This is a genomic window from Halobacterium sp. BOL4-2 (assembly GCF_016917835.2).
Taxonomy (GTDB): domain Archaea; phylum Halobacteriota; class Halobacteria; order Halobacteriales; family Halobacteriaceae; genus Halobacterium; species Halobacterium salinarum.
In genome coordinates, this window is record NZ_CP070332.2 from 636,253 (window position 1) to 660,155 (window position 23,903).

The following is a 23,903-nucleotide window of genomic DNA, read 5'->3' on the forward strand; positions in this document are numbered from 1 at the left end:
GTTACTCCCCGGCGGCCGCTTCGATGGCTTCGATACCGATCCGCGCCGTGTCCGGGTCGACGGCGGCGTCCGCGCGCAGGGCGGCCGGCGAATACCACCCCCAGGCGTCCGGCGGTGCCTCGCCGTCGTCGGGCGCGACCGTGCGGGTCGGCACCGTCCCGAAGTAGACGTGGTCGATGTGTTGGTGGCCCACCGAGCCGTCCTCGTGAACGTTGATGTCGTAACAGAGCTGGTAGCGCGGCGTCGGCAACGCGACCCCGGCGGGAGCCGGGATCTCGGGGCGCTCCCCCAACAGGGTCGGGTCCTGGCCGAGTTCCTCGCTGACTTCCCGCAGGCCGGCCTCGTGGGGGAGCTCGTCGCGGTCGACGTGGCCCCCCGGCGGGATCGTGAGGCCGAGGCGGGCGTGCTCGTGGAGCGCCGTCGCGCCGTCGTTGACGACGTAGACGGTGGCGGTGAAATGCCGCGTGGTTTCCATACCCAGCGGTGGCGCGACGCCCCGAATATGGGTTACGCTTCCACGCCGGGTTCACCGCCCGCGTCCAGGATCTCGTGGTAGCGGTTGCGGATGGTGACCTCGCTGACGTTCGCGACGGTGCTGACCTCGTTTTGCGTGACGCGCTCGTTCGTGAGCAGCGCCGCCGCGTACACGGACGCCGCGGCGAGGCCGACCGGCGACTTCCCGGACGTGATGCCGGCGTCGGCGGCGGCGGCCAGCAGGTCTCGGGCGCGCCGTTCGACGTCGCCGGACAGCTCCAGGTCAGAGCAAAACCGGGGAACGTAACTCGCGGGATCCGTCGGTGCGACTTCGAGGCTGAGCTCGCGGGCCACGTAGCGGTACGTGCGCGCGATTTCGCCGCGGTCGACGCGGCTGACGCTTGCGACCTCGTCGAGGCTGCGGGGCGTGTTTGCCTGCCTCGCGGCGGCGTACAGTGCGCTGGTGGCGACGCCCTCGATGGAGCGCCCGGGCAGCAGGTCCTCGCCGAGCGCGCGGCGGTAGATCACCGAGGCGGTCTCCCGGACGCTGTCCGGCAGCCCGAACGCGGAGGCCATGCGCTCGATCTCACCCAGCGCCTGCTTGAGGTTGCGTTCCTTGCTGTTGCGGGTGCGGAAGCGCTCGTTCCACTTGCGCAGGCGCTGCATTTTCCGCCGCTGGCGCCCCGACAGGGTGTTGCCGTAGGCGTCTTTGTCCTGCCAGCCGATGTTCGTGGACAACCCCTTGTCGTGCATCATGTTCGTGGTCGGGGCGCCCACGCGGGATTTCTCGTCCTGTTCTTGGGCGTTGAACGCGCGCCACTCGGGGCCGTGGTCGATGCCGTCCTCCTCGACCACGAGGCCGCACTCGCCGCAGGTGGTCTCCCCGCGATCCTCGTCGGTCACCAGGTCGCCGTTGCACTCCGGGCACCCGTGGTCTTCGTCGGTGGACTCACGGCTGCGCTGCGTGGGTACTGATTCCGTGCCGTGGCTCCCGTCTCGTGTTGTGCGCTGGTTTGTCATTGTGGGGCTGGCTGCGGGGGGCCGGTGTGGTTGTCCGCTCGTGTGGATAATGCACATGCACGGGCAAAAGTACTTTGATAACTGTTACCACATATCATTAATTTGCGTGCTCGGTCCCGCCATCGAAACGCTTACCGCCGGCACGCGCGACCACTCGCGTATGACTGACGCCGTCGACGCCGAGGAGATCCGGCACGTCGCGGACCTCGCGCGCCTCCGACTGGACGACGAGGACGTCGACACCGTCGTCGACCACTGTGGGGACATCCTCGAACACTTCGAGCGCCTCGAAGAGGTCCCTGAAGTCGACGCCGAGCCGGAGCTGGTGAACGTGATGCGGGCCGACGAGATCGCGGACTCCCTCGACCAGGACGACGCGCTCGCAAACGCCCCCGAAACCGAAGACGGCCGGTTCAAAGGCCCCAACGTCTCGTAATGAGCCTGAACGCATTCATCACCGAGACGACCATCCAGGGAGCGGCCGACGGCCCCCTCGACGGCACGACGGTGGCCGTCAAGGACAACATCTCCACGAAAGGCGTGCCCACCACGTGTGGCTCGAAGATGCTGGCCGACTACGAGCCGCCGTACAACGCCACCGTCGTCGAGGACCTCCTCGCGGCCGGCGGGACCATCGTCGGCAAGACCAACATGGACGAGTTCGGCATGGGGACGACCACCGAAACCTCGTACTTCGGTCCCACGAAGAACCCGGTCGACGAAACCCGGGTGCCCGGCGGCTCCTCCGGCGGCTCCGCGGCCGCCGTCGCGAACGGCGACGCCGACCTCGCGCTCGGCTCCGACACCGGCGGCTCGGTTCGCGCGCCCGCCGCGTACTGTGGCGTCGTCGGCCTCAAACCGACGTACGGCCTGGTCTCCCGGTACGGACTGGTGGCGTACGCAAACAGCCTCGAACAGATCGGGCCGATCGCGCCCACCGTCGAGGGCGCGGCCGAACTCCTGGACGTGATCGCCGGCCCCGACGAACACGACGGCACCACCCGCGACGCGGGCGCAGACGCCGACTACGCCGGCGCCGCGACCGGCGACGTCGATGGGTTGACCATCGGCGTCCCGCAGGAACTCACCGACGGCGCTGACGACCGCGTCGTCGAGCGCTTCGAAGCGGCGCTTGCGGACCTCCGCGCGCAGGGCGCGACAACCGTCGACGTGGCGTTGCCGTCCTGTGAGTACGCCGTCGCCGCCTACTACGTCATCGCCATGTCCGAAGCCTCCTCGAACCTCGCGCGCTTCGACGGCGTGCGGTACGGCACCGGCGGCGGCTTCGACGGCAACTGGAACGAGACGTTCGCGGACGCGCGCGCCGACGGGTTCGGCGACGAGGTCACGCGCCGCATCCTCCTTGGGACGTACGCGCTGTCGGCGGGCTACCACGACAAATACTACAAGCAAGCCCAGGAAGCCCGGGCGTGGGTGAAACAGGACTTCGACGAGACGTTCGACGACGTCGACGTGGTGGCGTCCCCGACGATGCCGGTGCTCCCGCCGAAGCTCGGCGAGAGCCTCGACGACCCCGTCCAGATGTATCTCGCGGACGCCAACACCACGCCGGCGAACCTCGCGAACCTCCCCGCCATCTCGGTGCCCGCCGGCGACGCCGACGGCCTCCCGGTCGGCGTTCAGCTCGTCGGCCCGAAGTTCGGCGAGGAAACGATCATCAACGCCGCCGCCGCCGTCGAACAGTAGCCGCCGCTCACAGCTCCTGGTGTGCCTGCTCTTCGTGAGCCTCCATCGCCGCCGCCCGCAGGCCGGTTTCGGCGTCTGACTCACACGCCAGATCCGGGACCGGGATCGGGGAGCCGTCGTCGTCGACCGCGACGAACGTGAAAAACGACGACGTCGTCTTTCGGGTTGCGCCCTCGCGGGGGTCCTCGGCGTGCACGTCGACTTTCACGTCGATGCTGGTCGAGCCGGTGTCGAAGACGTACGCCTCGACCACCGCCACCTCGCCCATCTCGATGGCGGTGATGAAATCCACGTGATCCATCGACGCGGTCACGCACTGCGAGCCGGCGAACCGCATCGACGCGATGGCGGCACAGATGTCCATCCAGTGCAGGACTGTCCCCCCGAGCGCCCGCCCGAGGTTGTTCGTGTCGTTCGGCAGCAGCATCTCGGTCATCTCCGTGTACGACTCCATCAGCCGGACCGTGTCGGTCATGCGCCGTCGTTTTCACCGGAGCGGTTGAAAGCTTGCGGGAGCGGCCGGCCAAGCATCGGGCCATCGACAGGTGTAAGGCTGGGCCCCCGTATCCGCTAGGTAATGAGTGAGGACGCCGCGTCGGCCGACCGCGAGGGGTCGGTGCGGGTCGTCGGCACGGCGCACGTCTCCTCGGACAGCGTCGAGGAGGTCGAGCGCGTTATCGACGACGAACACCCTGACACAGTCGCCGTAGAGCTCGACGAAGGCCGGTTCCGGCAGATGCAGGGCGATGCCCCCGATGACTTGGACGCCACGGACCTCCTGAAAGGCAGCATGGCGTTCCAGTTCCTGGCGTACTGGCTGTTGTCGTACGCCCAACGGCGCCTCGGCGAGAAGTTCGGCATCGAGCCCGGGGCCGACATGCAGGCGGCCGTGGACGCCGCGAACACCGCGGGGGCCGACGTGGCGCTCGTCGACCGCGACATCCAGGTGACCATCCAGCGCTTCTGGGCGCGGATGTCGCTGCCGGAGAAGCTCCGAATGGGCGGCGAGTTGGCGCTCGGCGTCACCGACAGCCTGACACTCGGCCTGACCGTCGGCGGGCTGATCGGGGCGTTCGTGGGCGTGATCGCCGAGCTGCTCGGCGGTCTCTACGTGCTGCCCAGCGTGCCACCCGGACTCGGTGTGTTGGCAGGTGTGGTTGGCGTGATCGCCGCGATCACCGAAGTCGGACTGTTCGCCATCGCGGGCGGTGCCGTGTTCGGCATCGCGTTCACGGCGGTGTTGGCTTGGACCGCGCCGGACACGGAGACGGATGTCGCGGAGTTCTCCATGGACGAACTCACTGACGCCGACGTGGTGTCGGCGATGATGGCCGAGTTCCGACGGTTCAGTCCGGGCGGCGCGCAAGCGCTCATCGACGAGCGCGACGCGTTCATCGCGCACAACCTGCTCGCGCTTCGCGCCCAGGGCAAAGACGTCGTCGCCGTCGTCGGTGCGGGCCACCGTGACGGCATCATGAACTACCTCGAAAACCCCGATTCGCTGCCCCCGATGGAGTCGCTGACGGGGAAAGAGACCGGGGGGTCGTGGCTGCTGAAAGGCGTCGGGCTGGCGTTCACTGTGGGGTTCCTGGTGTTTTTCGCGCTGCTCGTGATGGCCGGCGTGGGCAACGACGTGCTGTTGCAGGTGTTCGGCGGCTGGTTTCTGTTCAACGGCGTGTTCTCGTTGACCACCGCGAAGCTCGCGGGTGCCCACTGGACGTCGGCCGGCGTCGGCGGGGCGGTGGCGTGGCTCACGTCCGTGAACCCGCTGCTCGCGCCGGGCTGGTTCGCCGGATACATCGAACTGCGCTATCTCTCCGTGCACGTCACCGACATCGAGACGCTGAACACGCTGTTGGACGACGAAACGCGTCCGGTCCGGGAGATCGTCTCGGAGATGCTCGACGTGCCGTTGTTCCGGCTGATCGCCGTCGTCGCGATGACCAACGTCGGCAGCATCGTGGCGTCGGTGCTGTTCCCGCTGGTGGTGTTGCCGGCCATCGGCGGGCCGTTCGACTCGCTGCACGCGGTTTCGGACGCGATGGTGCAGGGCGCTGAGAACAGCGCCCGGGCGTTGTGGGGGCTGCTGTGACACGGTCGTGGGTGTCCTGGCACGAGGCGCGGGATCTCGGCGCGGCGTGGCTGCTGCTGGGGCTGGCGTTCGCGTTCTACCGGGTGCCGGTGTCGCCGACGACGCTGACGGACGTGCTCGCCAGTCAGGTGTTCGCCCGCGCGTTCGCGTTGAGCCTGGCGACCGTGGGCGTGGCGTTCCTGCTGCACGAACTCGCACACAAGGCGGTGGCACTGCGGTTCGGACAGGAGGCGGAGTTCCGCGCCGACTACGGAATGCTGGGGCTTGCGGTCGCCGGCGGGCTCGCGGGGTTCCTGTTCGCCGCGCCGGGCGCGGTCCACCACCGCGGCTACATCACGCCACGCGAGAACGGCCTCATCGCACTGGCCGGCCCGCTGATGAACGTCGTGCTCGGTGCGGTCTCACTGGTGGTGTTGGTGACGGTCGCCCCCAGAGTCGGCTACTGGGGGGTGTTCATCAACGTCCTGCTGGCGGGGTTCAACATGATCCCGTTTGGCCCCCTGGACGGCGCGACGGTGCTGGAGTGGAGCACGACGGCGTACGCGCTGTCGGCGGTGGTCACGATCGGGCCGGCGGTGTTGTTCTTCGCGGGCGTCCTCGTGTAGTTGGGTGGACGCGCATATACCAGTACGCTTAACGCCACGAGTTGCGCACGTGCGTGTATGACTGCTGGCGAGAACGCCGATGGCGACCCGGACGGACTGACCTACGCCGACGCAGGCGTCGACATCGCCGACAGCGAGGCCGCGACGGCGGCGCTCGTCGACGCGGCGTCGACGGGAACCGACGACACCACGTACGCCGGCCTGGTGGACCTCGGCGACCAGTATCTCGCGCTCGCCACCGACGGCGTGGGCACGAAACTGCTGGTCGCCGAGGCCGTTGGGGACTACTCCACGGTGGGCATCGACTGCATCGCGATGAACGTCAACGACCTCCTTGCGGCGGGCGTCGAACCGGCCGCATTCGTGGATTATCTCGCTGTTGACGAACCCAACGAGCGGCGGGCGGCCGAGCTCGGCGACGGCCTGGCCGCCGGGGCGGACGCGGCCGGCGTCGCACTCGTGGGCGGCGAGACGGCGGTGATGCCCGACGTCGTGCGGGGGTTCGACATCGCGGGCACCGCGGCGGGCGTGGCCACCGACGCGGAGCTGTTCCCCGGTCGGGCCGAGGCCGGAGACGCGCTCGTTGGGTTCCCGTCCGCGGGCATCCACTCCAACGGGCTCACGCTCGCCCGCGAGGCGGCGACCCGGGACGGCGGCTACGACGAGCCGTATCCGTACGAGGGCTACGAGACAGTGGGGGACGCGCTGTTGGAGCCGACGCGCATCTACACCCATTTGCTCGATGCGTTCCGCGAGCACGGCGTCCACGCCGCCGCACACATCACCGGTGGCGGGTGGACGAACCTCGACCGCATGGGCGGGTTCCGCTACGAGGTGTCGGACCCGCTGCCCGCCCAGCCGGTGTTCGACTACGTGCAGGACGCCGGCGGCGTCGGTGACGCGGAGATGCACCGGACGTTCAACATGGGCACCGGGTTCGTGGTCGCGCTCCCAGAGGACGCGGCGGCGGCGCTCGCGAGCCAGACGGACGGCGAGGTCGTCGGCCGCGTCGCCGACGGCGATGGCGTCTCGATCCGCGGGCTGTCCCTGTAGCCGGCGGTAACGGCCAGCGCTCGCGGGGCCACACGGCGCGTTCAGCCGGCACCGCCCGGTCGAGACCCCCGGGTTGGCGGGCGGGTCAACTGATCCGGGCGGCGATGTCCGCCTGGGTGATGATGCCGACGGTTTCGCCGTCTTCGGTCACCATCACCGCCTTGTAGTGGTCGAGGAGGCTGGAGATCTCGTCGAGGGTCGCGTCCGCCGACACGGTGGGGAAGCTCTCGCTCATCACCTCGCGGACGGCATGGTCGCCGACGTCCTCGCCGGCGTGGACGATGTCGTTGTCGCTGATCGAGCCCACCGGGACCCCGCTGGAGATGACGGGCAGCTGGGAGTAGCCGGCGTTCTGCATGCGCGCAACGGCGTCGCTGACGGCGTCGTCGGGGGCGACGCTCACGAGGTCGGCGTGCATGAGTGTTGCCGCCCGCACCACGTCGCCTTCGGCTTCTTCGAGGGCTTCGACGATGCGCCGAAGCGTCGAGAGCCGCGGGTCGACGTCACCGCCTTCGATGCGCGCGATCAGCGGCTGGGAGACGTCCGCGCGGTCGGCAAGCTCGCTTTGAGTCAGATCGAGGGAGGTCCGCCGCTCGCGGAGATCTTGGGGCGTCGGTAGATGCACACGCCCAGATAACTAGGAGTTATTAATAAGTCTTCGGGGGTTACGCCTCCTCGGCCGGCGCGTCGCCGTCCTCGATGACGTCGATCACTTCCAGGGGAACGTCACGCAGCGCGCCCCCGACCTCGCTTTTCGCGATGCGCTGGGCGTGCTCGTCGCTGTCCGCGTTGAACACGGTGAGTTCGAGCACCAGCCCGACGAGGGCGGTGTTGGCCGCCAGGAACGCAGCGTCGAGGCCCTCGCCACACGCAGGGCAGCCGGTCACGCCGGCCTCGACCTCGACGTAATCGAGGTCCTGGTCGTTCAGTCGTTTGCCGGCTTCGCTCACGGCGACGCCGATGGCGTCGTCGGAGTTCTCGACGTCACGGACCAGCCACGCAGCTTCCATCGCAACGACGTAGTTGCTCATACCACAGTGGACGTGACGGGGGAAGTCGTGCTTTGTGGTTCCGAACGCTCACGAGACCGCCGCCAGACTGTGTCTCCCGCCCGCCAGTCGTCATCTCACCGCTCACCGCGCTGCATCCAACTCACCCGGACGGTGTAACCCACAGGTAGACGGCGTATCAGCCGGTGTTTCGGACGCCCCGCGGAATCCCCGGAAGAGATGCTTTTATCAGTCCCGGGCTGGTATCAAGTGGTAATGTTCAACCCGAACAACGGCTCTGAGTTCGCCCGCAATCGGGCGCGACTCGACGACACGCCCAACCCCTACGAGCCGGAGGTCGGCTCGCTCCCCGAGGGCGACCGCTCGCAGGCCGGCTCGGACACCGTCAACAAGACCGGCACCACGATCGTCGGTCTGACCACCCAGGACGGCGTGCTGATGGCGTCGGACATGCGCGCGAGCCTCGGCGGCCGCGTCATCTCCAACAAGAACGTCCAGAAAGTCGAGGAGATCCAGCCCAACGCCGCCCTCTCGATCTCGGGATCGGTCGGTGGCGCCCAGAGCTTCATTCGGTCGCTGCGCGCTGAAGCCAACCTCTACGAGGCGCGGCGCGGCGAGTACATGTCCATCGACGCGCTCTCCACGATGGCGTCGAACCTCCTGCGCGGCGGGCCGTTCTTCCGCGTCGTCCCGATCCTGGGCGGCGTCGACGACGACGGCGGTCACGTCTTCAGCCTCGACCCCGCCGGCAGTTCGATGTCCGACACGTACACCGCACAGGGCTCGGGGATGCCGTACGCCCTGGGTGTGCTCGAACAGGAGTACAGCGAGGATCTGACGATGGCGGACGCCGAACAGGTCGCCGCCCACGCCGTGAAGTCCGCGAGCGAACGCGACACCGCCTCGGGCAACGGCATCCACATCACGAAGATCACCCACGACGGCCTCACGACCGTCGGCCACAAGGAATTCGACGCGCTCCTGTAACGCGCCGACCCAGAGCCGGTGTGACGGCCCCCGCGCGGGCTCGCCGCGGCAGCCCGCGTCGCGGCGGCTCACCGCCGTCTGTTTCTCCACTGCCGCCGCGGTTCGCGCCGCTTATCCGCGACTAGTCGCTACGTTATCGCAATGAAGTTCGGCTCGTTCGCCACGTTCGCTGCCGACATCGAAGCCACCGACGCCGACCTCGACGTGGTGGCGCTGGTCGCGGAGCTCTTCGACGCGGCCGACAGCGACCTCGATGTCGTCGCGCGGTTCGTCCAGGGACGCGTGTTCCCCGCCCACTCCGAGACGAAACTCGACATCGGGCCACAGCTCTGTTACACGGCGCTCTCGCGGGCTGCGGGCCGGAACGTCGACGCGGACGACATCGAGGCACGACTGGCCGAGACCGGCGACATCGGGGCCGTCGCCGGCAGCCTGGCCCTCGGCGGACAGACCGGACTCGCGGCGTTCGGGGGCGGCGACGACCACGCCGACGGTCTCACTGTCAGCGGTGTTGCGGACGAACTCGCGGCCCTGGCGGCCGCCGCCGGCGACGGCAGTCAGTCCGAGAAAGTCACGCTCCTGTTCGGGCTGTTCAACCAGTGTACCAGCCGGGAAGCCCGATACCTCGCGCGGCTGGTGTTGGGTGAGATGCGCATCGGCGTCGGCGAGGGGGCCGTCCGGGACGCCATCGCTGAGGCGTTCGACGTGCCGACTGCGGCCGTGGAGCGCGCCCTCCAGGTGTCGAACGACTACGGCCTCGTGGCCGAAACCGCACGCGACAGCGGCACCGACGCGCTGGACGCGATGGGGCTGGAGGTGGGCCGCCCCGTGCAGGCGATGCTCGCGCAGGCCGGCACGGTCACGGACGCCCTCGACGAGTGGCGCGAGGCCGCCGTCGAAACGAAATTCGACGGCGCACGCGTCCAGGTGCACTACGACGGGGACGACGTGGTGCTGTACTCGCGGAACATGGAGAACGTGACCGGGGCGCTCCCGGAGCTCGTGGAGTTCGTCGAGAACAACGTCACGGCCCCCGTGATCATAGACGGTGAGGCCGTCGCGGCCGACGAGGACGGCGACCCACTGCCGTTCCAGGAGATCCTCAAGCGGTTCCGCCGCAAGCACGACGTGGCCGCGATGCGCGAGGAGATCAGCGTGGAACTGCACGCGTTCGACTGCCTGCACGCGCCGAGCGCCGACGGCGGCGAGGACCTACTGGACGCGCCGTTTTCCGACCGCCACCGGCGACTGCGCTCGGTGGTCGACGACGCGTCGGCGGTCTCGGAGGTGCTCGTGACCGACGACGCCGACGAGATCGCGGCCTTCGAGGCGGCCGCGCTGGAGGGCGGCCACGAGGGCATCATGCTGAAGAACCCGGCCGCCCCGTACACGCCCGGCGACCGCGGGAAAGACTGGCTGAAGCGCAAGCCCGAGGTGGAGACGCTGGATCTGGTCGTGACCGGCGCGGAGTGGGGGGAAGGCCGCCGCGCGTCAGTGCTGGGGACGTTCCTGTTGTCCGCGCGGGACGCCGCCGGCGACGGCTTCGAGACCATCGGGAAGGTCGCCACCGGGCTGACAGACGAGGAGCTTGCGGCCCTCAGCGACCGCCTGGAGCCACACGTCCGCAGCGAGGACGGCCAGACGGTCGACATCGAGCCGGCGGTGGTTCTCGAAGTCGGCTACGAGGAGATCCAGGCGTCGCCGACGTACTCCTCGGGGTACGCGTTGCGGTTCCCGCGGTTCGTCTCCGTCCGCGAGGACAAAACCCCGACGACGGCCGACACCATCGAGCGCGTCGAGCGGCTCGCCGCCCAGCAACAGTAGTGACAGCCGCCCCGCACTGACCAAAGACCTTCACGCCCACGCTCCCACACTACCCACGTGACCTACCGTGGCGTCGTTCTGGACCTGGATGGCACAGTCCTCCGTGGAGACACGCTGCTGCCCGGTGCCGAGGCGGGCGTCGCCGCGCTCCGCGAGCACGCCGACGCGGTGTTGTTCCTGACGAACAACCCCATGCGACCGGCCAGCGAGCACGCCGCCCGCCTGGAGGGCCTCGGCGTCGACGCCACCCCCGGTGAGGTACTGACCGCGACCGACGCGACGATCACGTACCTCCAGCGCTCCCACGACGGCGCGGCAGTGTACCCCATCGCCGCGGACGCGATCACGGCCCAACTGCGCGCCGCCGGCGTCGCCATCACCGCCGATCCGGTGGCCGCCGACGTGGTCGTCGCCGGGTTCGACCCGGCGTTCGGCTTTCAGGACCTCCAGGCCGCGGTCGACGCGTTCGCGGACGGCACCACGGCGCTCGTCGGCACGGACCCGGACATCACGATCCCGGCCGCGGACGGAGCCAAACCGGGGTCGGGGGCGATCGTGCAGGCCGTCGCGGGTGTTGCCGAGCGCGACCCGGACGCAGTCCTCGGCAAACCCTCCGAGACAACTGCGCGGCTCGCGGTCGACCGCCTCGGCGTCCCGCCGGCGGAGTGTCTGGTCGTCGGCGACCGACCGGACACGGACGTGGCGTTGGGTGCGGCCGCCGGGATGACGACGGCGCTGGTTCGCACGGGCGTCGACGCCGCCACGCCCGCTCACGCTCAGCCCGACCACGTCCTCGATTCGCTGGGCGAGATCGGGCGGCTGATCGCGTAACCCCGGTGGCCAACGCGCTGGGAATTACGGCCGGCCATTTATCCACACCGAGCGTACACGACGCCATGACAGTCACTGCCGCCGGCGTGACCGTTGATTGGCTCGGGTACGCGACCACGCGCATCGAGTGGGCGGACGGCACCGTCGCCTACACCGATCCCGGCCGGTACGGCGTGCTCACCGGCGAGTGGACGCCCGGCGGCTTCGAGGGGGCGCACGAGCACCCGCCGGGGGCGGAGTACCGCGCCCAGGACGGCGATCTCGTCGTGGTCACGCACGCCCACCACTACGACCCCCACGGCATCGCGCGCGTCGCCAGCGCGGACGCGACGGTCGTCGTCTACGACGCGATCGACGCCGCCACCACCAGCCGGGATGTCACACCGGTCGACGCCCTGGACTACGACGTCAGGCGCGTCGAGTACGGGGCCCGCCAGCGAATCGCCGGCGTCGCGCTCACCGTGACCGAGGCCCAGACGGCACCCGACGAGCCCGGCGGCACGTCCCTACACCCACCCGGCGTCGGCTGCGGGTACACGCTCACCCGCGGGGACACGACGGTCTTCTGGCCGGGTGCCTCCGACGCCCTCGCCAGCCACGACGCCATTGACTGCGACGTGTTGCTGGCACCGATCAGCCGCCGCATCACGATGGGAGAAACGGAGGCCGCGGACCTCGCCGATCGGCTCGACCCGGCGCTGGCTGTGCCGATCCATTACAACACCGTCGAGCGCCTGGCCGGCGACGGCCGCAGGTTCGCCAGCGCCGTGGCGAGCAGCGGGGTGCCGGTGGCGCTTGACGAACAGGCGTCTACAGCACGCCCATCTCAGCGAGGCGCTCGGGGAGGTAGGTGTCCGTGACGAAGTCCAGGCCGCGGGACGCCAGCGCCTGCTGTTCGGCCTTCTTGTCGATGTCCAACTGGAGGCCGATCTGCTCGGTCCAGAAGTCACTCTGGAACCGGGGGTCCTCGAGCTCCGATTCGAGGGCGTTGACGTCGGAGTCGCTCAGCGGGTCCGTCGGCAGGTCGTAGTCGACGATGTCCTGGGGGCGGATGCCGATGAACTGCGCCTGCGGGGTGGCGAGATACTCCGAGAGGTGTGCGGACTTGATCGAGCCGTAGGCGACGGAGCCGTAGATGCGATACGACCACGGGTCGCCGTCGGTGAACACGGTCACCGGGAGGTCGAGTTCGTCGTGGAGGCGCTTGGTGAGCCGCCTGGTGGCGCGGGCGGGCTGGCCGCCGAGGTGAACGACGATGGCGTTGTAGTCGTCGTCGAAGCCGTTCTCCACGAGCCGGTCGCGCATCCCACCGGTCTCCACGCAGAGCACGAAGTCGGCGTCGGTGTCGAGAAAGTCGATCGTGTCCGGGTTGTTCGGGATCTGGTAGCCGCCCTGCCCGACGTCCTCCTGGCAGTGGATCTCGCGGTCGCCCCGCCGGGTCTGCTCGCGCAGCCGCAGCGGCCCCATGACCTTCGCGCCGGACTCCTCGGGGCGCATGTGGAAGTCCTCCCGTTTCACCCCGGAGACGATTTCGAGGTCTTCGACGAGCTTGTCGCTCTCGCTTTGGTCGTTGAACTGGGCTTCGGCCTCGTCCCAGGACTCCGAGAGGTAGTAGAGTTCACGCAGCGTCGACGACCGCCCCTCGTCGAGTTGCTGGGCGAGGAAATCGACCGTGTAGACGGATTTCAACAGCTTCCGAGCGCCACGGACCGAGTTCGCCGAGCGCGTCGACTGGCTGTCACCGTACACCCAGACGTCGGCGTCCTCGTCGTACTCGATGTTGGATTTCGAGCGCGTCGGCAGCGACATCCGGGGGATGTCGCCGTCGGCGAACTGGTCGTAGAACTGCTCGGCGATCGCCAGCAACTGGTCGCGGGCCTCGGTCTCGTCGGAGGTGTGTGTCTCGCTCATGTGTCAACCTCGGATACGGTGAGTCGTGCGTCCGCAACGCCCGATACGGAGAGCTCGCAGTCCGCGTCGGCGTCGACGCTGTACGTCAGCTCCGCGGCGTCGTCGCCGGCCACAGCGGACGTCCACTGCACGAAGTATTCGTCGTCCATCGCCACGACGCTGGCGTCGTCGCCGACGCCGTCGGGTTCCGCGGAGACGATGTCAGTGACATCGACGTCCACGCTCCCGGTGCCGTGGTTCTCCACGCGCAGCGTCACCGTTTGCCCGTCGTCGCTGCGCGCACGCTCGACGAGCACGTTGTTCATGATGCGGGCAAGCGAGTCCGACACGTCGACGCCGCCGCGGCCGGTCAGCTCGCCGACTTTTTCCGCCATCGTCGGCAGGATGTCCATGATGACGTCCTGTTTCTGCTGGCGTTTCCGCATCGACTGGCGCTTCTGCAGGAAGGATTTCAGCTCGCGGGCGGCCTCCCGGACCGCCAGCTCGATCTCGGCCTCGATCTCGGGCACGTTGGCGATGGCGTCCTTGGATTCGCTCGTGAACGGCACGTTCGTCGAGGCGACGTGCACCATGATGACCGCCGGCCCCTGTGGCAGCCCCGAGCCGCCGGGCTGGCTGAGGTTGTAGTTGCGCCACCCGATGTCCCCGAGCACGTCGGTGGTGGCGCACGCGCCCCGTTGGTAGACGAGGGGCACGCGGTTCGCGAACCGCATCAGCTGGACGCCGCCCTCGCTGTCGATGTCGCCGCCGTACGCGATGCCGGCTTCGACGATGAACGGATCGCCGCCGTGCACGTCGGCGTCCCGCGTGGCCGCCGCGTAGAAGTCGGCGTCGAACTCCGTGCGCAGCCCGGCCTCCAGTTGGTCGGCTTCGATCGGCGACAGACACGACGTCGGCGGGGCCATCACGCTGACCGACGCCATCGCCGCCAGCAGGTCGCTGGCCGCGTCGCGGTCGTCGGCGAGCGCGCTCGTGTTCGGGGGGTCGTCGGGCACCGTTGCCATGCGCGCCCAGAGCGCGTCGGCGACGTTTTCGCGGGCCGTCTCACCGATCGTCGCGTCGGCGTACTCGGCGGTGTTCTCGGCGGCCCGGAAGACGTATTCGTCGAGGGTGTCCCGCGTGACGCGGTCGGTGTCACCACCGGACTCGAACTTCGCGGCGATCCGCTCGGCGAGCCCGCGTACGGTGGCGTCGTCTTTCTGGACGGTCGTCGCCTCATCGACCGGGCCGAGCACGTCGGCGACGCGGTCACTGGTGAGCGCGTCCCGGACGGCGGCCACGACGTTCGCCTGCACGGTCTCGCCGAACGACGTGCCGGTGTCGTCCTGTGCGTCGGCGGCTGCGTCCGCGACGAGCGCCCCCAACTCGGCGGGCGCGATGCTGTCGGCGTCCCGGACGGCGTCGGCGACCGTCCGCGCGAACACGGCCGCGTGTGTGGCGTCCTTGTTCGCAACGGCGTCAGCCACCGTCGCTTCGAGGTCGGCGTCGGCGGGCGGTCGCCACCGCATCTCGCGGCCGAAATGCTCGTCGCGGAACGCGTCGATGATGCCGGTGGCGGTCTTGGAGCCGACGCGCGTGAACTCCGACTGCAGGAACCCCGAGACGGAGTGTGAATCCGTCTCCGCCAGCATCTTGATGAGCGTGCCGAGCTCGACGCCGTGCGGGTGGGGGAGGATTTCGTCGGTTTCGGCGGGCAGGCTGGCCTCCTCGGCGCGCTCTGATTTGAGCTCGCCGCCGGGCTCCTGTAACTCGATGCGGGCGTGTGGGTTCACGACCGCCGTGTGTTTGATGTAGTCGTGGAGCTGCCCGCGAGCCCGCATGTTCGCGTCGAGGGCCATCTCGATGCGCGTGCCATGCGTCCCCCGGAGGTCGCTTTTCGCGGCCGAAACCTCCGTTTCAGCGCTGATCTCCGGCTCGTTGGTGTCGGTGTCGATGATGAGCTCGTAGACGTTGGCGGTCTCGGAGTCCTGGGTCCGGCTCTCGATGCGCACCGGCTTCCCCGACGTCAGCTGCGAATACAGGACCGCCGCGGAGATCCCGATGCCCTGTTGGCCGCGGCTCTGCTCGCGGGCGTGGAACCGCGACCCGTACAGCAGCTTCCCGAAGATCTTCGGGATCTGTGCGTTGGTGATGCCCGGCCCGTTGTCCTCCACGATGAGGGTGTAGTAGTCCCGTCCCTCCGAGATTTCGACGTAGATGTCGGGGAGGATGCCCGCCTCCTCGGTGGCGTCGAGGGCGTTGTCCACGGCTTCTTTGACGGCCGTGACGAGCCCCCGGGCTCCGGAGTCGAAGCCCAGCATGTGCTTGTTCTTCTCGAAGAACTCGGCGACGGAGATCTCGCGCTGGCTCGCGGCAAGCTCCTCCGCGATGCCGTCCTCGTCGTCGTCGAGTGTCGACTGGAACGACGTCATTCAGTGTCCCGTGGTTCACGACCAGCGGCTAAAACACCAGCGGTGCCGGGGTGAAAGTGAAACCGGGCCCACAGTCGGCACACGCGCACACGCGTGCGAGCCTTTTTTACCACCCGACCGTCTACTGTGGTCTAACGTTCATGTCTGATCAAAGCGAGTACAGCGCTGGCCAAATTCAGGTTCTGGAGGGGCTCGAAGCCGTCCAGAAGCGGCCAGCGATGTACATTGGTTCCACTGACGCTCGTGGTCTGCATCATCTCGTCTACGAGGTCGTGGACAACTCCATCGACGAGGCGCTTGCAGGGTACTGTGATCGAATCGACGTAACGCTGCACGACGACGGCTCGGTGAGCGTCACCGACGACGGTCGTGGGATCCCGGTGGCCACCCACGAGGAGTACGACCGACCGGCGGTGGAAGTCATTCTCACTGTGTTGCACGCCGGCGGGAAGTTCGACGCGAAGTCCTACCAGGTGTCCGGCGGCCTCCACGGTGTCGGCGTCTCCGTGGTGAACGCCCTCTCCGAGCGCCTCGCGGTGGAAGTCTCCCGGGACGGCGCGCGGTACCGCGAGCAGTTCGAGCGCGGCGAACCGGTTACCGACCTCCAACACGTCGGGGACAGCGACGACTCCGGGACGCTCATCCGGTTCCGTCCGGACAGCGAGATCTTCGAGACGACAGCGTACGACTTCTCCACGCTCGAAAACCGGCTGCGTGAGCTGGCGTTCCTGAACTCCGGCGTCGAGATCACGCTCACCGACGAGCGCGGCGACGAGCCCACGCAGTCCACCTTCGAGTACGAGGGCGGCATCCGGGAGTTCGTCGAATACCTCAACGAGACCCGCAATGCGCTGCACGACGACGTCATCTACTTCCAAGGCGAGGACGACGGTATCTCCGTCGAGATCGCCATGCAGGCCTCCGAGGACGTCCAGTCGTCGACGCACGCGTTCGCGAACAACATCAACACGCGGGAAGGTGGCACGCATCTCACTGGGTTCAAGACGGCGCTCACGCGCACCGTCAACGACTACGCCAACGACAACAACCTGCTGTCGGAACTCGACGGCGAGAACCTCACCGGCGACGACATCCGGGAGGGGTTGACTGCGGTCATCTCCGTCAAACACCCCGACCCCCAGTTCGAGGGGCAGACCAAGACCAAACTCGGGAACAGCGAAGTCCGGGGCATCGTTGAGCGCGCCGTCAACGACGGCCTGGGGACGTATTTCGAGGAGAACCCCGCCACCGCCAAGGCGGTCGTGCGGACGGCCGTCGAAGCCGCGAAAGCCCGAAAAGCAGCCAAGAAAGCCGAGGAGCTCACGCGCCGGAAGTCCGCGCTGGGCTCCACGAGCCTCCCGGGGAAGCTGGCGGACTGCCAGAGCAAAGCCCCCGAAGACGCCGAGCTGTTCGTGGTCGAGGGCGACTCCGCCGGCGGCTCCGCGAAACAGGGCCGCAACCCCGGGTTTCAGGCGATCCTCCCGCTCGGGGGGAAGATCCTGAACGTCGAGAAACACCGCCTCGACCGGATCCTCGAACACGACGAACTCCGCCACATCATCACGGCGCTTGGCACCGGCATCGGCGACGAGTTCGACATCGACGAGTTGCGCTACGAGAACATCATCATGATGACCGACGCCGACGTCGACGGCGCGCACATCCGCACGCTGCTGTTGACGTTCTTCTATCGGCACATGAAGCCGCTGCTGGAGGCGGGATACGTCTACGCCGCCCAGCCGCCGCTGTACCGGATCCGATACCGCGGGGACACCTACGACGCGATGACGGAGGCCGACCGCGAGCGCATCGTCGAGGAGCAGTGCAACGGCAACCCCACGCAGGTCCAGCGGTTCAAGGGCCTCGGGGAGATGAACCCCCAGCAGCTCTGGGACACCACGATGGACCCCGAGAACCGCATCCTCAAGCGCATCACCGTCGAGGACGCGGCGGCCGCGGACAAGATGTTCTCCGTGTTGATGGGGGACGCCGTCGAACCACGCAAACAGTTCATTCAGGAGCGCGCCGGCGACGCCGAATGGGTCGACATCTAAGATGAGTTCCGAATCACCAGACGTACCCGACGACGTGGCGGATCGAGTGAAGAACGTGCGCGTGGACGAGGAGATGGAGCAGTCGTACATCGACTACGCGATGAGCGTCATCGCGGGGCGCGCGCTCCCGGACGTCCGTGACGGCCTCAAGCCCGTGCATCGTCGCATCCTCTACGCGATGCACGAGTCCGGCGTGACGAGCGGGTCGGGCCACCGGAAGTCATCGAACATCGTCGGGGACACCATGGGTGATTACCACCCACACGGCGACTCGCCGATCTACGACGCGCTGGTGCGGATGGCCCAGGACTTCTCGATGCGGTATCCGCTGGTCGACGGCCAGGGGAACTTCGGCAGCGTCGACGGCGACCCGGCCGCAGCGATGCGGTACACGGAGGCCCGGATGGCCCCCATCGCCGAGGAGCTGCTGACCGACATCGAGAAAGACACCGTCGGGTTCCAGGCCAACTACGACGACCGCCTGACCGAGCCGGCGGTGTTGCCGTCGTCGTTCCCCAACCTGCTGGTGAACGGCTCGTCGGGCATCGCCGTCGGCATGTCGACGAACGTCCCGCCGCACAACCTCGGGGAGGTCATCGACGCCACCATCCACCTCATCGACACCCCCGACTGCACGGTTCTGGATCTAATGGAGTACGTGAAGGGCCCGGACTTCCCGACGGCCGCGAACATCGTCGGGCGGGCGGACGTCAAGCAAGCCTACCAGACGGGCCGGGGTCGCGTGCGGATGCGCGCCGAATACCACGTCGAGAGCAACGGCCGCAGGGACAGCATCGTCATCACGGAGCTGCCCTACCAGCAGAACAAGTCAACGCTGGTCGAGCGCATCGCCGACGACGTCAGGGACGGCAAGCTGGAGGGGATCACGGACCTGCGGGACGAGTCCGACCGCAACGGCGTCCGCATCGTCATCGACCTCAAGCAGAAGGCCAACACCGACGTCGTGGAGAACCGGCTGCTCGAGAGCCACCTCGAGAAGACGTTCAGCGTCATCAACCTCGCGCTCGTCGACGGCGAGCCGAAGGTGTTGACGCTGAAAGAGCTGCTCGCGGAGTACGTCAGCCACCGCAAGGAGGTCGTGCGCCGCCGCAGCGAACACGACCTGGGGGAGGCAGAGGACCGCGCACACATCCTCGACGGCCGGCTGACGGCCTTGGAGAACGCGGACGAGGTCGTCGAGCTGATCCAGGACGCCGAGGACCGCGGCGCCGCCAAGGAGACGCTGAAGTCGGCGTTCGACTTCTCGCAGGACCAGGCCGACCACATCGTGCGGATGCAACTGGGCAGCCTGACGTCCATGGAGGCGGCGGACATCGAATCCGAGTACGAGGACGTGACCGCGCGCATCGAGCGCCTCGAAGAGATCCTCGGCAGCGAGCAGGAGCTCCTCGACGTGATCAAAGACGAGCTCCGGGAGATCAAAACCCAGTACGCCGACGAGCGCCGCACGTCGTTCATCGAGGACACGGGCACGGTGGCCGACGAGGACCTCATCCCGGAGGAGGACACGGTGGTGGTGCTCAGCGAGGGCGACTACATCAAGCGCGTGCCCGCGGAGACGTTCGACGCCCAGCACCGCGGCGGGAAGGGGATCATCGGCTCCGATCTGAAGGACGGCGACCGCGTCTCGACGGTGTTCACGGCGAGCACCCACGACTACCTGCTGTGTTTCACCGACCAGGGCCAGGTCTACCGACTGAAGGTCTATCAGGTGCCGGAGATGTCTCGGACGGCGCGGGGAACGTCGGCAGTGAACATCCTCGATCTCGACGACGGGGAGGAGATCTCGGCGGTCGTCACCGCCGACGACCTCGACTTCGAGGCCGACGACGAGTATCTCACGATGGCGACCCGGAACGGCTACGTCAAGCGCACCAGCGTCGGCGAGTTCGGGAACATCCTCTCGACGGGGATCATCGCCATCGACCTGGAGGACGGCGACGCGCTCGCGGACGTCGAGGTGACCGACGGCAGCCACGACGTGATCCTCGGCAGCGAGGCGGGGATGGCGATCCGCTTCGACGAGGGCGACGTGCGCGCGATGGGGCGCAACGCGCGCGGCGTTCGCGGCATGGATCTGGACGCGGCCGACCGGATCGCCGGCGTCGCCGCGGTCGAATCCGAGGACGACCGCAGCCTCCTGACGGTCACCGAGTTCGGCTACGGCAAGCGCACCCGCATCGGCGAGTATCGCTCCCAGTCCCGGAACGGCAAGGGGCTGGTGGACATCAAGACGGGCGACCGGAACGGCGACGTCGTCTCCGTCGACGCGGTCGGCGACGACGACAGTCTCGTCGTGATGAGCGCGGACGGCCAGATCATCCAGATGCCCGTCGACGAGATCTCGACGGTGGGCCGGAACACGAAGGGCGTCAACATCATGGCCGTCGGGTCGGGCGACGAGGTTGCGGGGGTCTCTGTGCGCGCCGCCGACCAGGCCGACGGCGAAGAGTAGCGCCACGGCGACCGCGCTCGCGAACGCCGCCGCCCGGGAGACTGTTTCAGGAGCGTGTGGATGGCTGCCCCGCGAATAAACTGGAATCAACACCATCGCGGGTTTGAAGTGCGTCTGCGGCGAACGCCACGGCATGTCATCAATCGAGCTGACCGCTAGCCAGAAGACCGTCCTTCGAGCGCTCGTCGACCGCTACACCCAACAGGAGACCGCGGTGAAAGGCGAGGCGATCGCCGATGAAGTCGACCGCAACCCGGGGACGATCCGGAACCAGATGCAGAGCCTGAAAGCACTCCAGCTCGTCGAGGGTGTACCGGGGCCGAAAGGTGGATACAAGCCAACAGTCGACGCCTACGAGGCGCTCGACATCCAGCAACTCGACTCGGCGGCCGAGGTGCCCGTGACCCACGAGGGCGAGGACATCACCGACGTGAACGTCAAGAAAGTGAACCTGACGAGCGTCCACCACCCCGAGCTGTGTCGGGCAGAAGTCCACTTCCGTGGCTCCATCCGGGACATCCACGACGGCGACAGCGTGATCGTTGGACCGACCCCGCTGTCGAAACTCCAGGTGTCAGGCACTGTCGACGGGAAAGACGACGCGAAAGGCGTCGTCATCCTGAAGATCGACGCGATGGAAGCCCCGGCAGACGAACCGGCGCACTGAGTCACTATCGCAGGCTTTGTATCACCGGCCCACCGAATCCTGGCTATGACCACGCGAGTCGTTGTTCTCGGTGCGGGGTACGCTGGTGCGGGGGCAATCGCAGGGCTTGAGTCCGAACTCGGCCCGGACGCGGAACTCGTCTGGGTGGCCGACACGGACTACCACCTCGTGTTGCACGAGGCCCACCGGGTGATCCGTGATCCGGGCGTCCAGGAGAAGATCACGATCCCCGTCGAGGACATCAAATCCCGAACCACGGAGTTCATCGAGGATTCGGTCACGGACATCGACACCGACGAGCGCAGCGTTTCGCTTGCGGACGGCGACGACGTCGCGTACGATTATCTCGTCGTCGGCATCGGCTCGGAGACCGCAACCTACGGCATCGAGGGGATGGCCGAACACCCACTGACGCTGAAGAGCCTCGACGATGCCATGGAGATCCACGAGCAGGTCCGGGAGGCCGCCCAGGACGCGACCCGTGACGACCCGGCGAACGTCGTCATCGGCGGCGCGGGGCTGTCCGGCATCCAGAGTGCGGGCGAGGTCGCTGAGTTCCGCGACCGCCACAACGCGCCGATCGATGTCACGCTCGTGGAGGCGCTGCCGGAGATCTTCCCGCCGGGCGACAGCGAGATCCAGGGCGCGCTCCGCCACCGGTTGGAGGACGCTGGCGTGACCATCCTCACCGACGACCCGATCACGGCGGCATCCGAGGACGCCATCGAGTTCGACGAGCGGGACAGCCTCGACTACGATGTGTTCGTGTGGACCGGCGGCGTCACCGGGCCGAGCGAGCTCAGCGACGTGGAGATGGACGCCGAGCACAACCGCCTGCAGGCGTCGTCGACGCTGCAAGCCGACGACGAACGCGTGTTCGCCGTGGGTGACTGTTCGATGATCTCCCAGGGCGGTGATGACGTCGCGCCGCCGACGGCGCAGGCCGCCTGGCAGGCCGCCGACGTGGTCGCGCGCAACGTCGCGCGCGCCATGGAGGGGCGACCGTTGGAGACGTGGACCTACGAGGACCAGGGCACCCTGGTGTCGGTGGGTGAGACGGCGATCGCACACGACGTGGAGATGAGCGGGATCGCAGCGCCGATCCGGACGTTCGGGAACATGCCGGCGAAAGTGCTGAAGAAGGGCGCGGCGGCGCGCTGGATCGCGAAGATCACGTCGTGGTCGCGCGCGATGAAGGCGTGGGACGCACTGTAATCGAACAGTAACGTTCGAGTACCGGCACGACGAAGCGCCGGTATGCCCTCCGGTTTAGTTGCACTCGTGCTCGGTGCGCTCGTCTCGGTAACAGTCCTTTCGTTCGGTGCCTACGTCGGCGCGCTCCGAGCGCTCGACGTGTACTTCTCAGATCAGGACAGCGTGTTCCTTTCGGACGACGCCGGGCCGCGTGAGTGATGGTCGGGCTAGCGCGCGACACGGTCGAACTGGAACCCCACGACTCGGCGTGGCACGACGCCTACGAGCGCGAGGCCCAGCGCCTCCGCGAACTCGTCGGCGACCGGGTGCTGGACTTCCAGCACGTGGGTAGCACCGCCGTCGACGGCCTGCCAACGAAACCCGTCATCGACGTGCTCGCCGTCGTTGACGACGACTCGACTGCCGACGACCTCGCCGTTGTGCTGGCGGCTCACGGCTACGAGCACCGGCCGAACGACGACGTGCCCGATCGCGTGTTCCTCGCGAAGGGGCCGCGCTCGGAGCGCACGCATTACCTCTCGCTGGTCACTCGGGACAGCGACTGTTATCGCGAGCAGATCGCGTTCCGGGACGCCCTCCGCAGCAGCCCCGACCGCCGCGAGGAGTACGCCGAGTTGAAACGCGAACTGGCGGCCGAACACGCCGACGACCGGCGCGCGTACACGGCGGCGAAGAGTGCGTACGTCGAGCGCATGCTAGCGCTCGTGGACTCGGATTAGTCGAGGCTCATGCCAGCGTGCCACTGGTCGACGCCCGCCGCCGCCTTCCGCTGGTCCATTTTCGCGAGCAGGTGGACCGCCAGGCTCGCCGTTTCCGAAGCGGTGGATTCGCCCTCGGTGAGGAACTCGCCGGTCTCGCGGTTCGCGAACACCGAGCAGACGGCACCGGCGCGCAGGCCGTAGACGTTCGCGAGCGTGCAGATGGCGGCGGCCTCCATCTCGATGTTCTTCACGTTCGCGTCGCGGAGTTCGTCGAGCATCGCGTCGGCGCCGGGCGCGCGGAACCCCTCGAAGCCGTCGCGGCCCTGGCCGGCGTAGAAGGAGTCCGCAGACATCGTGAGCCCGACGTGGTAGTCGTGGCCGAGGCGTTCGGCGGCGGCGATCAGCGCGGCGACGACTTCGTGATCGGCGACTGCCGGGTAGTCCTCGCGCACGTACTCGTCGGTCGTGCCCTCCTGACGGACCGCGCCGCGCGTGATGACCAGGTCGCCGGGTTCCATGTCGGCCTGGAGCGCGCCACACGATCCGACGCGGATGAACGTGTCAGCGCCCGCACGCGCGAGCTCTTCGACGGCGATGGCGGCCGACGGGGAGCCGATGCCCGTCGACGTGACGGAGATCGGCGTGCCGTCGTACGCACCGGTCGCGGTGCGGTATTCGCGGTGGTGGGCCATCTCCTCGTGGTCGTCCCACAGCGGCGTGATGGTGTCGACTCGCTCCGGGTTCCCCGGCAACAACACGGCGTCAGCGATGTCCTCGGCGGCGACTTCCAGGTGGTATTGGACCTCGTCGTTGGGGTCCTCGCTCGTTCCGGGCATACACCCGCTTCGATGTGCGCCCGCAAAGT

General features: G+C 68.1%; 23 protein-coding genes. 15 read left to right on the top strand and 8 right to left on the bottom strand.

Translation table 11 applies throughout. The features are described 5' to 3' along the window. Position 1 precedes the first annotated feature (1 nt). Together JRZ79_RS16530 and JRZ79_RS16535 are read right to left on the bottom strand one after the other, a co-directional pair. A complete protein-coding gene (locus JRZ79_RS16530) occupies positions 2 to 475 on the bottom strand; it encodes an NUDIX hydrolase (RefSeq protein ID WP_205252580.1) in 474 nt (157 codons plus the stop codon). A 32-nt stretch (positions 476 to 507) separates the two neighbouring features. After that, on the bottom strand, positions 508 to 1,494 hold the full coding sequence (locus JRZ79_RS16535; protein WP_010902609.1) for a transcription initiation factor IIB: 987 nt from the start codon (positions 1,492 to 1,494) through the stop codon (positions 508 to 510). A 160-nt stretch (positions 1,495 to 1,654) separates the two neighbouring features. On the opposite strand from JRZ79_RS16535, the gene gatC reads away from it, so the two are divergent. Together gatC and gatA are read left to right on the top strand one after the other, a co-directional pair. Next, positions 1,655 to 1,930: an Asp-tRNA(Asn)/Glu-tRNA(Gln) amidotransferase subunit GatC gene (gene gatC, locus JRZ79_RS16540; protein ID WP_012289242.1), complete on the top strand. Its 276-nt coding sequence runs from the start codon at positions 1,655 to 1,657 to the stop codon at positions 1,928 to 1,930. Further along, entirely contained in the window at positions 1,930 to 3,201 is a 1,272-nt protein-coding gene (gene gatA, locus JRZ79_RS16545; protein ID WP_205252581.1) for an Asp-tRNA(Asn)/Glu-tRNA(Gln) amidotransferase subunit GatA, read from the top strand. The genes gatC and gatA overlap by 1 nt, the downstream gene beginning before the upstream one ends. A 7-nt stretch (positions 3,202 to 3,208) precedes the next feature. Here gatA and JRZ79_RS16550 read toward each other — a convergent pair whose 3' ends face one another. Next, a complete protein-coding gene (locus JRZ79_RS16550; RefSeq protein WP_010902612.1) occupies positions 3,209 to 3,676 on the bottom strand; it encodes an acyl-CoA thioesterase in 468 nt (155 codons plus the stop codon). 102 nt (positions 3,677 to 3,778) lie between these two features. On the opposite strand from JRZ79_RS16550, the gene JRZ79_RS16555 reads away from it, so the two are divergent. The 3 genes from JRZ79_RS16555 to purM are packed head-to-tail and all read left to right on the top strand — an operon-like array spanning position 3,779 to position 6,951. Continuing rightward, on the top strand, positions 3,779 to 5,293 hold the full coding sequence (locus tag JRZ79_RS16555; RefSeq protein ID WP_010902613.1) for a TraB/GumN family protein: 1,515 nt from the start codon (positions 3,779 to 3,781) through the stop codon (positions 5,291 to 5,293). Further along, positions 5,290 to 5,898, top strand: coding sequence for a Zn-dependent protease (locus tag JRZ79_RS16560; protein ID WP_012289243.1), 609 nt, complete (start codon positions 5,290 to 5,292; stop codon positions 5,896 to 5,898). The genes JRZ79_RS16555 and JRZ79_RS16560 overlap by 4 nt, the downstream gene beginning before the upstream one ends. A 57-nt stretch (positions 5,899 to 5,955) precedes the next feature. Continuing rightward, positions 5,956 to 6,951, top strand: coding sequence for a phosphoribosylformylglycinamidine cyclo-ligase (purM, locus tag JRZ79_RS16565; protein WP_205252582.1), 996 nt, complete (start codon positions 5,956 to 5,958; stop codon positions 6,949 to 6,951). An 85-nt stretch (positions 6,952 to 7,036) separates the two neighbouring features. Here purM and JRZ79_RS16570 read toward each other — a convergent pair whose 3' ends face one another. Next, positions 7,037 to 7,576 carry a CBS domain-containing protein gene (locus JRZ79_RS16570; RefSeq protein WP_010902616.1) on the bottom strand — a complete coding sequence of 180 codons (540 nt, stop codon included), beginning with the start codon at positions 7,574 to 7,576 and terminating at the stop codon, positions 7,037 to 7,039. Positions 7,577 to 7,616: 40 nt separating this feature from the next. After that, on the bottom strand, positions 7,617 to 7,982 hold the full coding sequence (locus JRZ79_RS16575) for a DUF555 domain-containing protein (RefSeq protein ID WP_010902617.1): 366 nt from the start codon (positions 7,980 to 7,982) through the stop codon (positions 7,617 to 7,619). A gap of 234 nt (positions 7,983 to 8,216) precedes the next feature. Here JRZ79_RS16575 and psmB point away from each other — a divergent pair, with 234 nt between their 5' ends. From psmB to JRZ79_RS16595, 4 genes are all read left to right on the top strand, one after another. Further along, complete coding sequence (gene psmB, locus JRZ79_RS16580) at positions 8,217 to 8,948, top strand: archaeal proteasome endopeptidase complex subunit beta (protein ID WP_012289244.1); 732 nt, start codon at positions 8,217 to 8,219, stop codon at positions 8,946 to 8,948. A gap of 141 nt (positions 8,949 to 9,089) precedes the next feature. Beyond that, the gene (gene ligA, locus JRZ79_RS16585; protein WP_205252583.1) at positions 9,090 to 10,772 is read left to right on the top strand and encodes an ATP-dependent DNA ligase LigA; all 1,683 of its coding nucleotides are present in this window, start codon (positions 9,090 to 9,092) and stop codon (positions 10,770 to 10,772) included. Positions 10,773 to 10,829: 57 nt separating this feature from the next. Then, complete coding sequence (locus tag JRZ79_RS16590; protein WP_205252584.1) at positions 10,830 to 11,603, top strand: HAD-IIA family hydrolase; 774 nt, start codon at positions 10,830 to 10,832, stop codon at positions 11,601 to 11,603. 65 nt (positions 11,604 to 11,668) lie between these two features. Next, positions 11,669 to 12,463, top strand: coding sequence for an MBL fold metallo-hydrolase (locus tag JRZ79_RS16595; protein ID WP_205252585.1), 795 nt, complete (start codon positions 11,669 to 11,671; stop codon positions 12,461 to 12,463). Here the strand turns inward: JRZ79_RS16595 and JRZ79_RS16600 are convergent. Beyond that, positions 12,414 to 13,514, bottom strand: coding sequence for a DNA topoisomerase IV subunit A (locus JRZ79_RS16600; protein ID WP_010902622.1), 1,101 nt, complete (start codon positions 13,512 to 13,514; stop codon positions 12,414 to 12,416). The two genes, JRZ79_RS16595 and JRZ79_RS16600, sit on opposite strands and share 50 nt — an antisense overlap. Then, positions 13,511 to 15,925 carry a DNA topoisomerase VI subunit B gene (locus tag JRZ79_RS16605; protein WP_205252586.1) on the bottom strand — a complete coding sequence of 805 codons (2,415 nt, stop codon included), beginning with the start codon at positions 15,923 to 15,925 and terminating at the stop codon, positions 13,511 to 13,513. The genes JRZ79_RS16600 and JRZ79_RS16605 overlap by 4 nt, the downstream gene beginning before the upstream one ends. Before the next feature lie 140 nt (positions 15,926 to 16,065). On the opposite strand from JRZ79_RS16605, the gene gyrB reads away from it, so the two are divergent. The 6 genes from gyrB (at position 16,066) to JRZ79_RS16635 (ending at position 23,056) form a co-directional block, all read left to right on the top strand. Then, on the top strand, positions 16,066 to 17,979 hold the full coding sequence (gene gyrB / locus JRZ79_RS16610) for a DNA topoisomerase (ATP-hydrolyzing) subunit B (RefSeq protein WP_205252587.1): 1,914 nt from the start codon (positions 16,066 to 16,068) through the stop codon (positions 17,977 to 17,979). A gap of 1 nt (position 17,980) precedes the next feature. Then, positions 17,981 to 20,455 (top strand): DNA gyrase subunit A, encoded by a 2,475-nt coding sequence (gyrA, locus tag JRZ79_RS16615; RefSeq protein WP_205252588.1) that lies wholly within the window; start codon positions 17,981 to 17,983, stop codon positions 20,453 to 20,455. Between the two features lie 133 nt (positions 20,456 to 20,588). Next, positions 20,589 to 21,122: an Rrf2 family transcriptional regulator gene (locus JRZ79_RS16620; protein ID WP_010902626.1), complete on the top strand. Its 534-nt coding sequence runs from the start codon at positions 20,589 to 20,591 to the stop codon at positions 21,120 to 21,122. Positions 21,123 to 21,167: 45 nt separating this feature from the next. Further along, positions 21,168 to 22,337, top strand: coding sequence for an NAD(P)/FAD-dependent oxidoreductase (locus tag JRZ79_RS16625; protein WP_205251667.1), 1,170 nt, complete (start codon positions 21,168 to 21,170; stop codon positions 22,335 to 22,337). Positions 22,338 to 22,379: 42 nt separating this feature from the next. Further along, a complete protein-coding gene (locus JRZ79_RS16630; RefSeq protein ID WP_168731185.1) occupies positions 22,380 to 22,535 on the top strand; it encodes a hypothetical protein in 156 nt (51 codons plus the stop codon). Beyond that, the gene (locus JRZ79_RS16635) at positions 22,535 to 23,056 is read left to right on the top strand and encodes a GrpB family protein (protein WP_205252589.1); all 522 of its coding nucleotides are present in this window, start codon (positions 22,535 to 22,537) and stop codon (positions 23,054 to 23,056) included. Before JRZ79_RS16630 ends, JRZ79_RS16635 begins: the two co-directional genes overlap by 1 nt. Here JRZ79_RS16635 and JRZ79_RS16640 read toward each other — a convergent pair. After that, positions 23,053 to 23,874, bottom strand: a complete 822-nt coding sequence (locus JRZ79_RS16640; RefSeq protein ID WP_010902630.1) for a nucleoside phosphorylase — start codon at positions 23,872 to 23,874, stop codon at positions 23,053 to 23,055. The genes JRZ79_RS16635 and JRZ79_RS16640 overlap by 4 nt on opposite strands. Positions 23,875 to 23,903 lie beyond the last annotated feature (29 nt).

Coding starts and splice junctions, on each gene's coding strand:
- JRZ79_RS16530 (WP_205252580.1), bottom strand. CDS start 475: ATGGAAACCACGCGGCATTTCACCGCCACCGTCTACGTCGTCAACGAC.
- JRZ79_RS16535 (WP_010902609.1), bottom strand. CDS start 1,494: ATGACAAACCAGCGCACAACACGAGACGGGAGCCACGGCACGGAATCA.
- gatC (WP_012289242.1), top strand. CDS start 1,655: ATGACTGACGCCGTCGACGCCGAGGAGATCCGGCACGTCGCGGACCTC.
- gatA (WP_205252581.1), top strand. CDS start 1,930: ATGAGCCTGAACGCATTCATCACCGAGACGACCATCCAGGGAGCGGCC.
- JRZ79_RS16550 (WP_010902612.1), bottom strand. CDS start 3,676: ATGACCGACACGGTCCGGCTGATGGAGTCGTACACGGAGATGACCGAG.
- JRZ79_RS16555 (WP_010902613.1), top strand. CDS start 3,779: ATGAGTGAGGACGCCGCGTCGGCCGACCGCGAGGGGTCGGTGCGGGTC.
- purM (WP_205252582.1), top strand. CDS start 5,956: ATGACTGCTGGCGAGAACGCCGATGGCGACCCGGACGGACTGACCTAC.
- JRZ79_RS16575 (WP_010902617.1), bottom strand. CDS start 7,982: ATGAGCAACTACGTCGTTGCGATGGAAGCTGCGTGGCTGGTCCGTGAC.
- psmB (WP_012289244.1), top strand. CDS start 8,217: ATGTTCAACCCGAACAACGGCTCTGAGTTCGCCCGCAATCGGGCGCGA.
- ligA (WP_205252583.1), top strand. CDS start 9,090: ATGAAGTTCGGCTCGTTCGCCACGTTCGCTGCCGACATCGAAGCCACC.
- JRZ79_RS16595 (WP_205252585.1), top strand. CDS start 11,669: ATGACAGTCACTGCCGCCGGCGTGACCGTTGATTGGCTCGGGTACGCG.
- JRZ79_RS16600 (WP_010902622.1), bottom strand. CDS start 13,514: ATGAGCGAGACACACACCTCCGACGAGACCGAGGCCCGCGACCAGTTG.
- JRZ79_RS16605 (WP_205252586.1), bottom strand. CDS start 15,925: ATGACGTCGTTCCAGTCGACACTCGACGACGACGAGGACGGCATCGCG.
- gyrB (WP_205252587.1), top strand. CDS start 16,066: ATGTCTGATCAAAGCGAGTACAGCGCTGGCCAAATTCAGGTTCTGGAG.
- gyrA (WP_205252588.1), top strand. CDS start 17,981: ATGAGTTCCGAATCACCAGACGTACCCGACGACGTGGCGGATCGAGTG.
- JRZ79_RS16620 (WP_010902626.1), top strand. CDS start 20,589: ATGTCATCAATCGAGCTGACCGCTAGCCAGAAGACCGTCCTTCGAGCG.
- JRZ79_RS16625 (WP_205251667.1), top strand. CDS start 21,168: ATGACCACGCGAGTCGTTGTTCTCGGTGCGGGGTACGCTGGTGCGGGG.
- JRZ79_RS16630 (WP_168731185.1), top strand. CDS start 22,380: ATGCCCTCCGGTTTAGTTGCACTCGTGCTCGGTGCGCTCGTCTCGGTA.
- JRZ79_RS16635 (WP_205252589.1), top strand. CDS start 22,535: ATGGTCGGGCTAGCGCGCGACACGGTCGAACTGGAACCCCACGACTCG.
- JRZ79_RS16640 (WP_010902630.1), bottom strand. CDS start 23,874: ATGCCCGGAACGAGCGAGGACCCCAACGACGAGGTCCAATACCACCTG.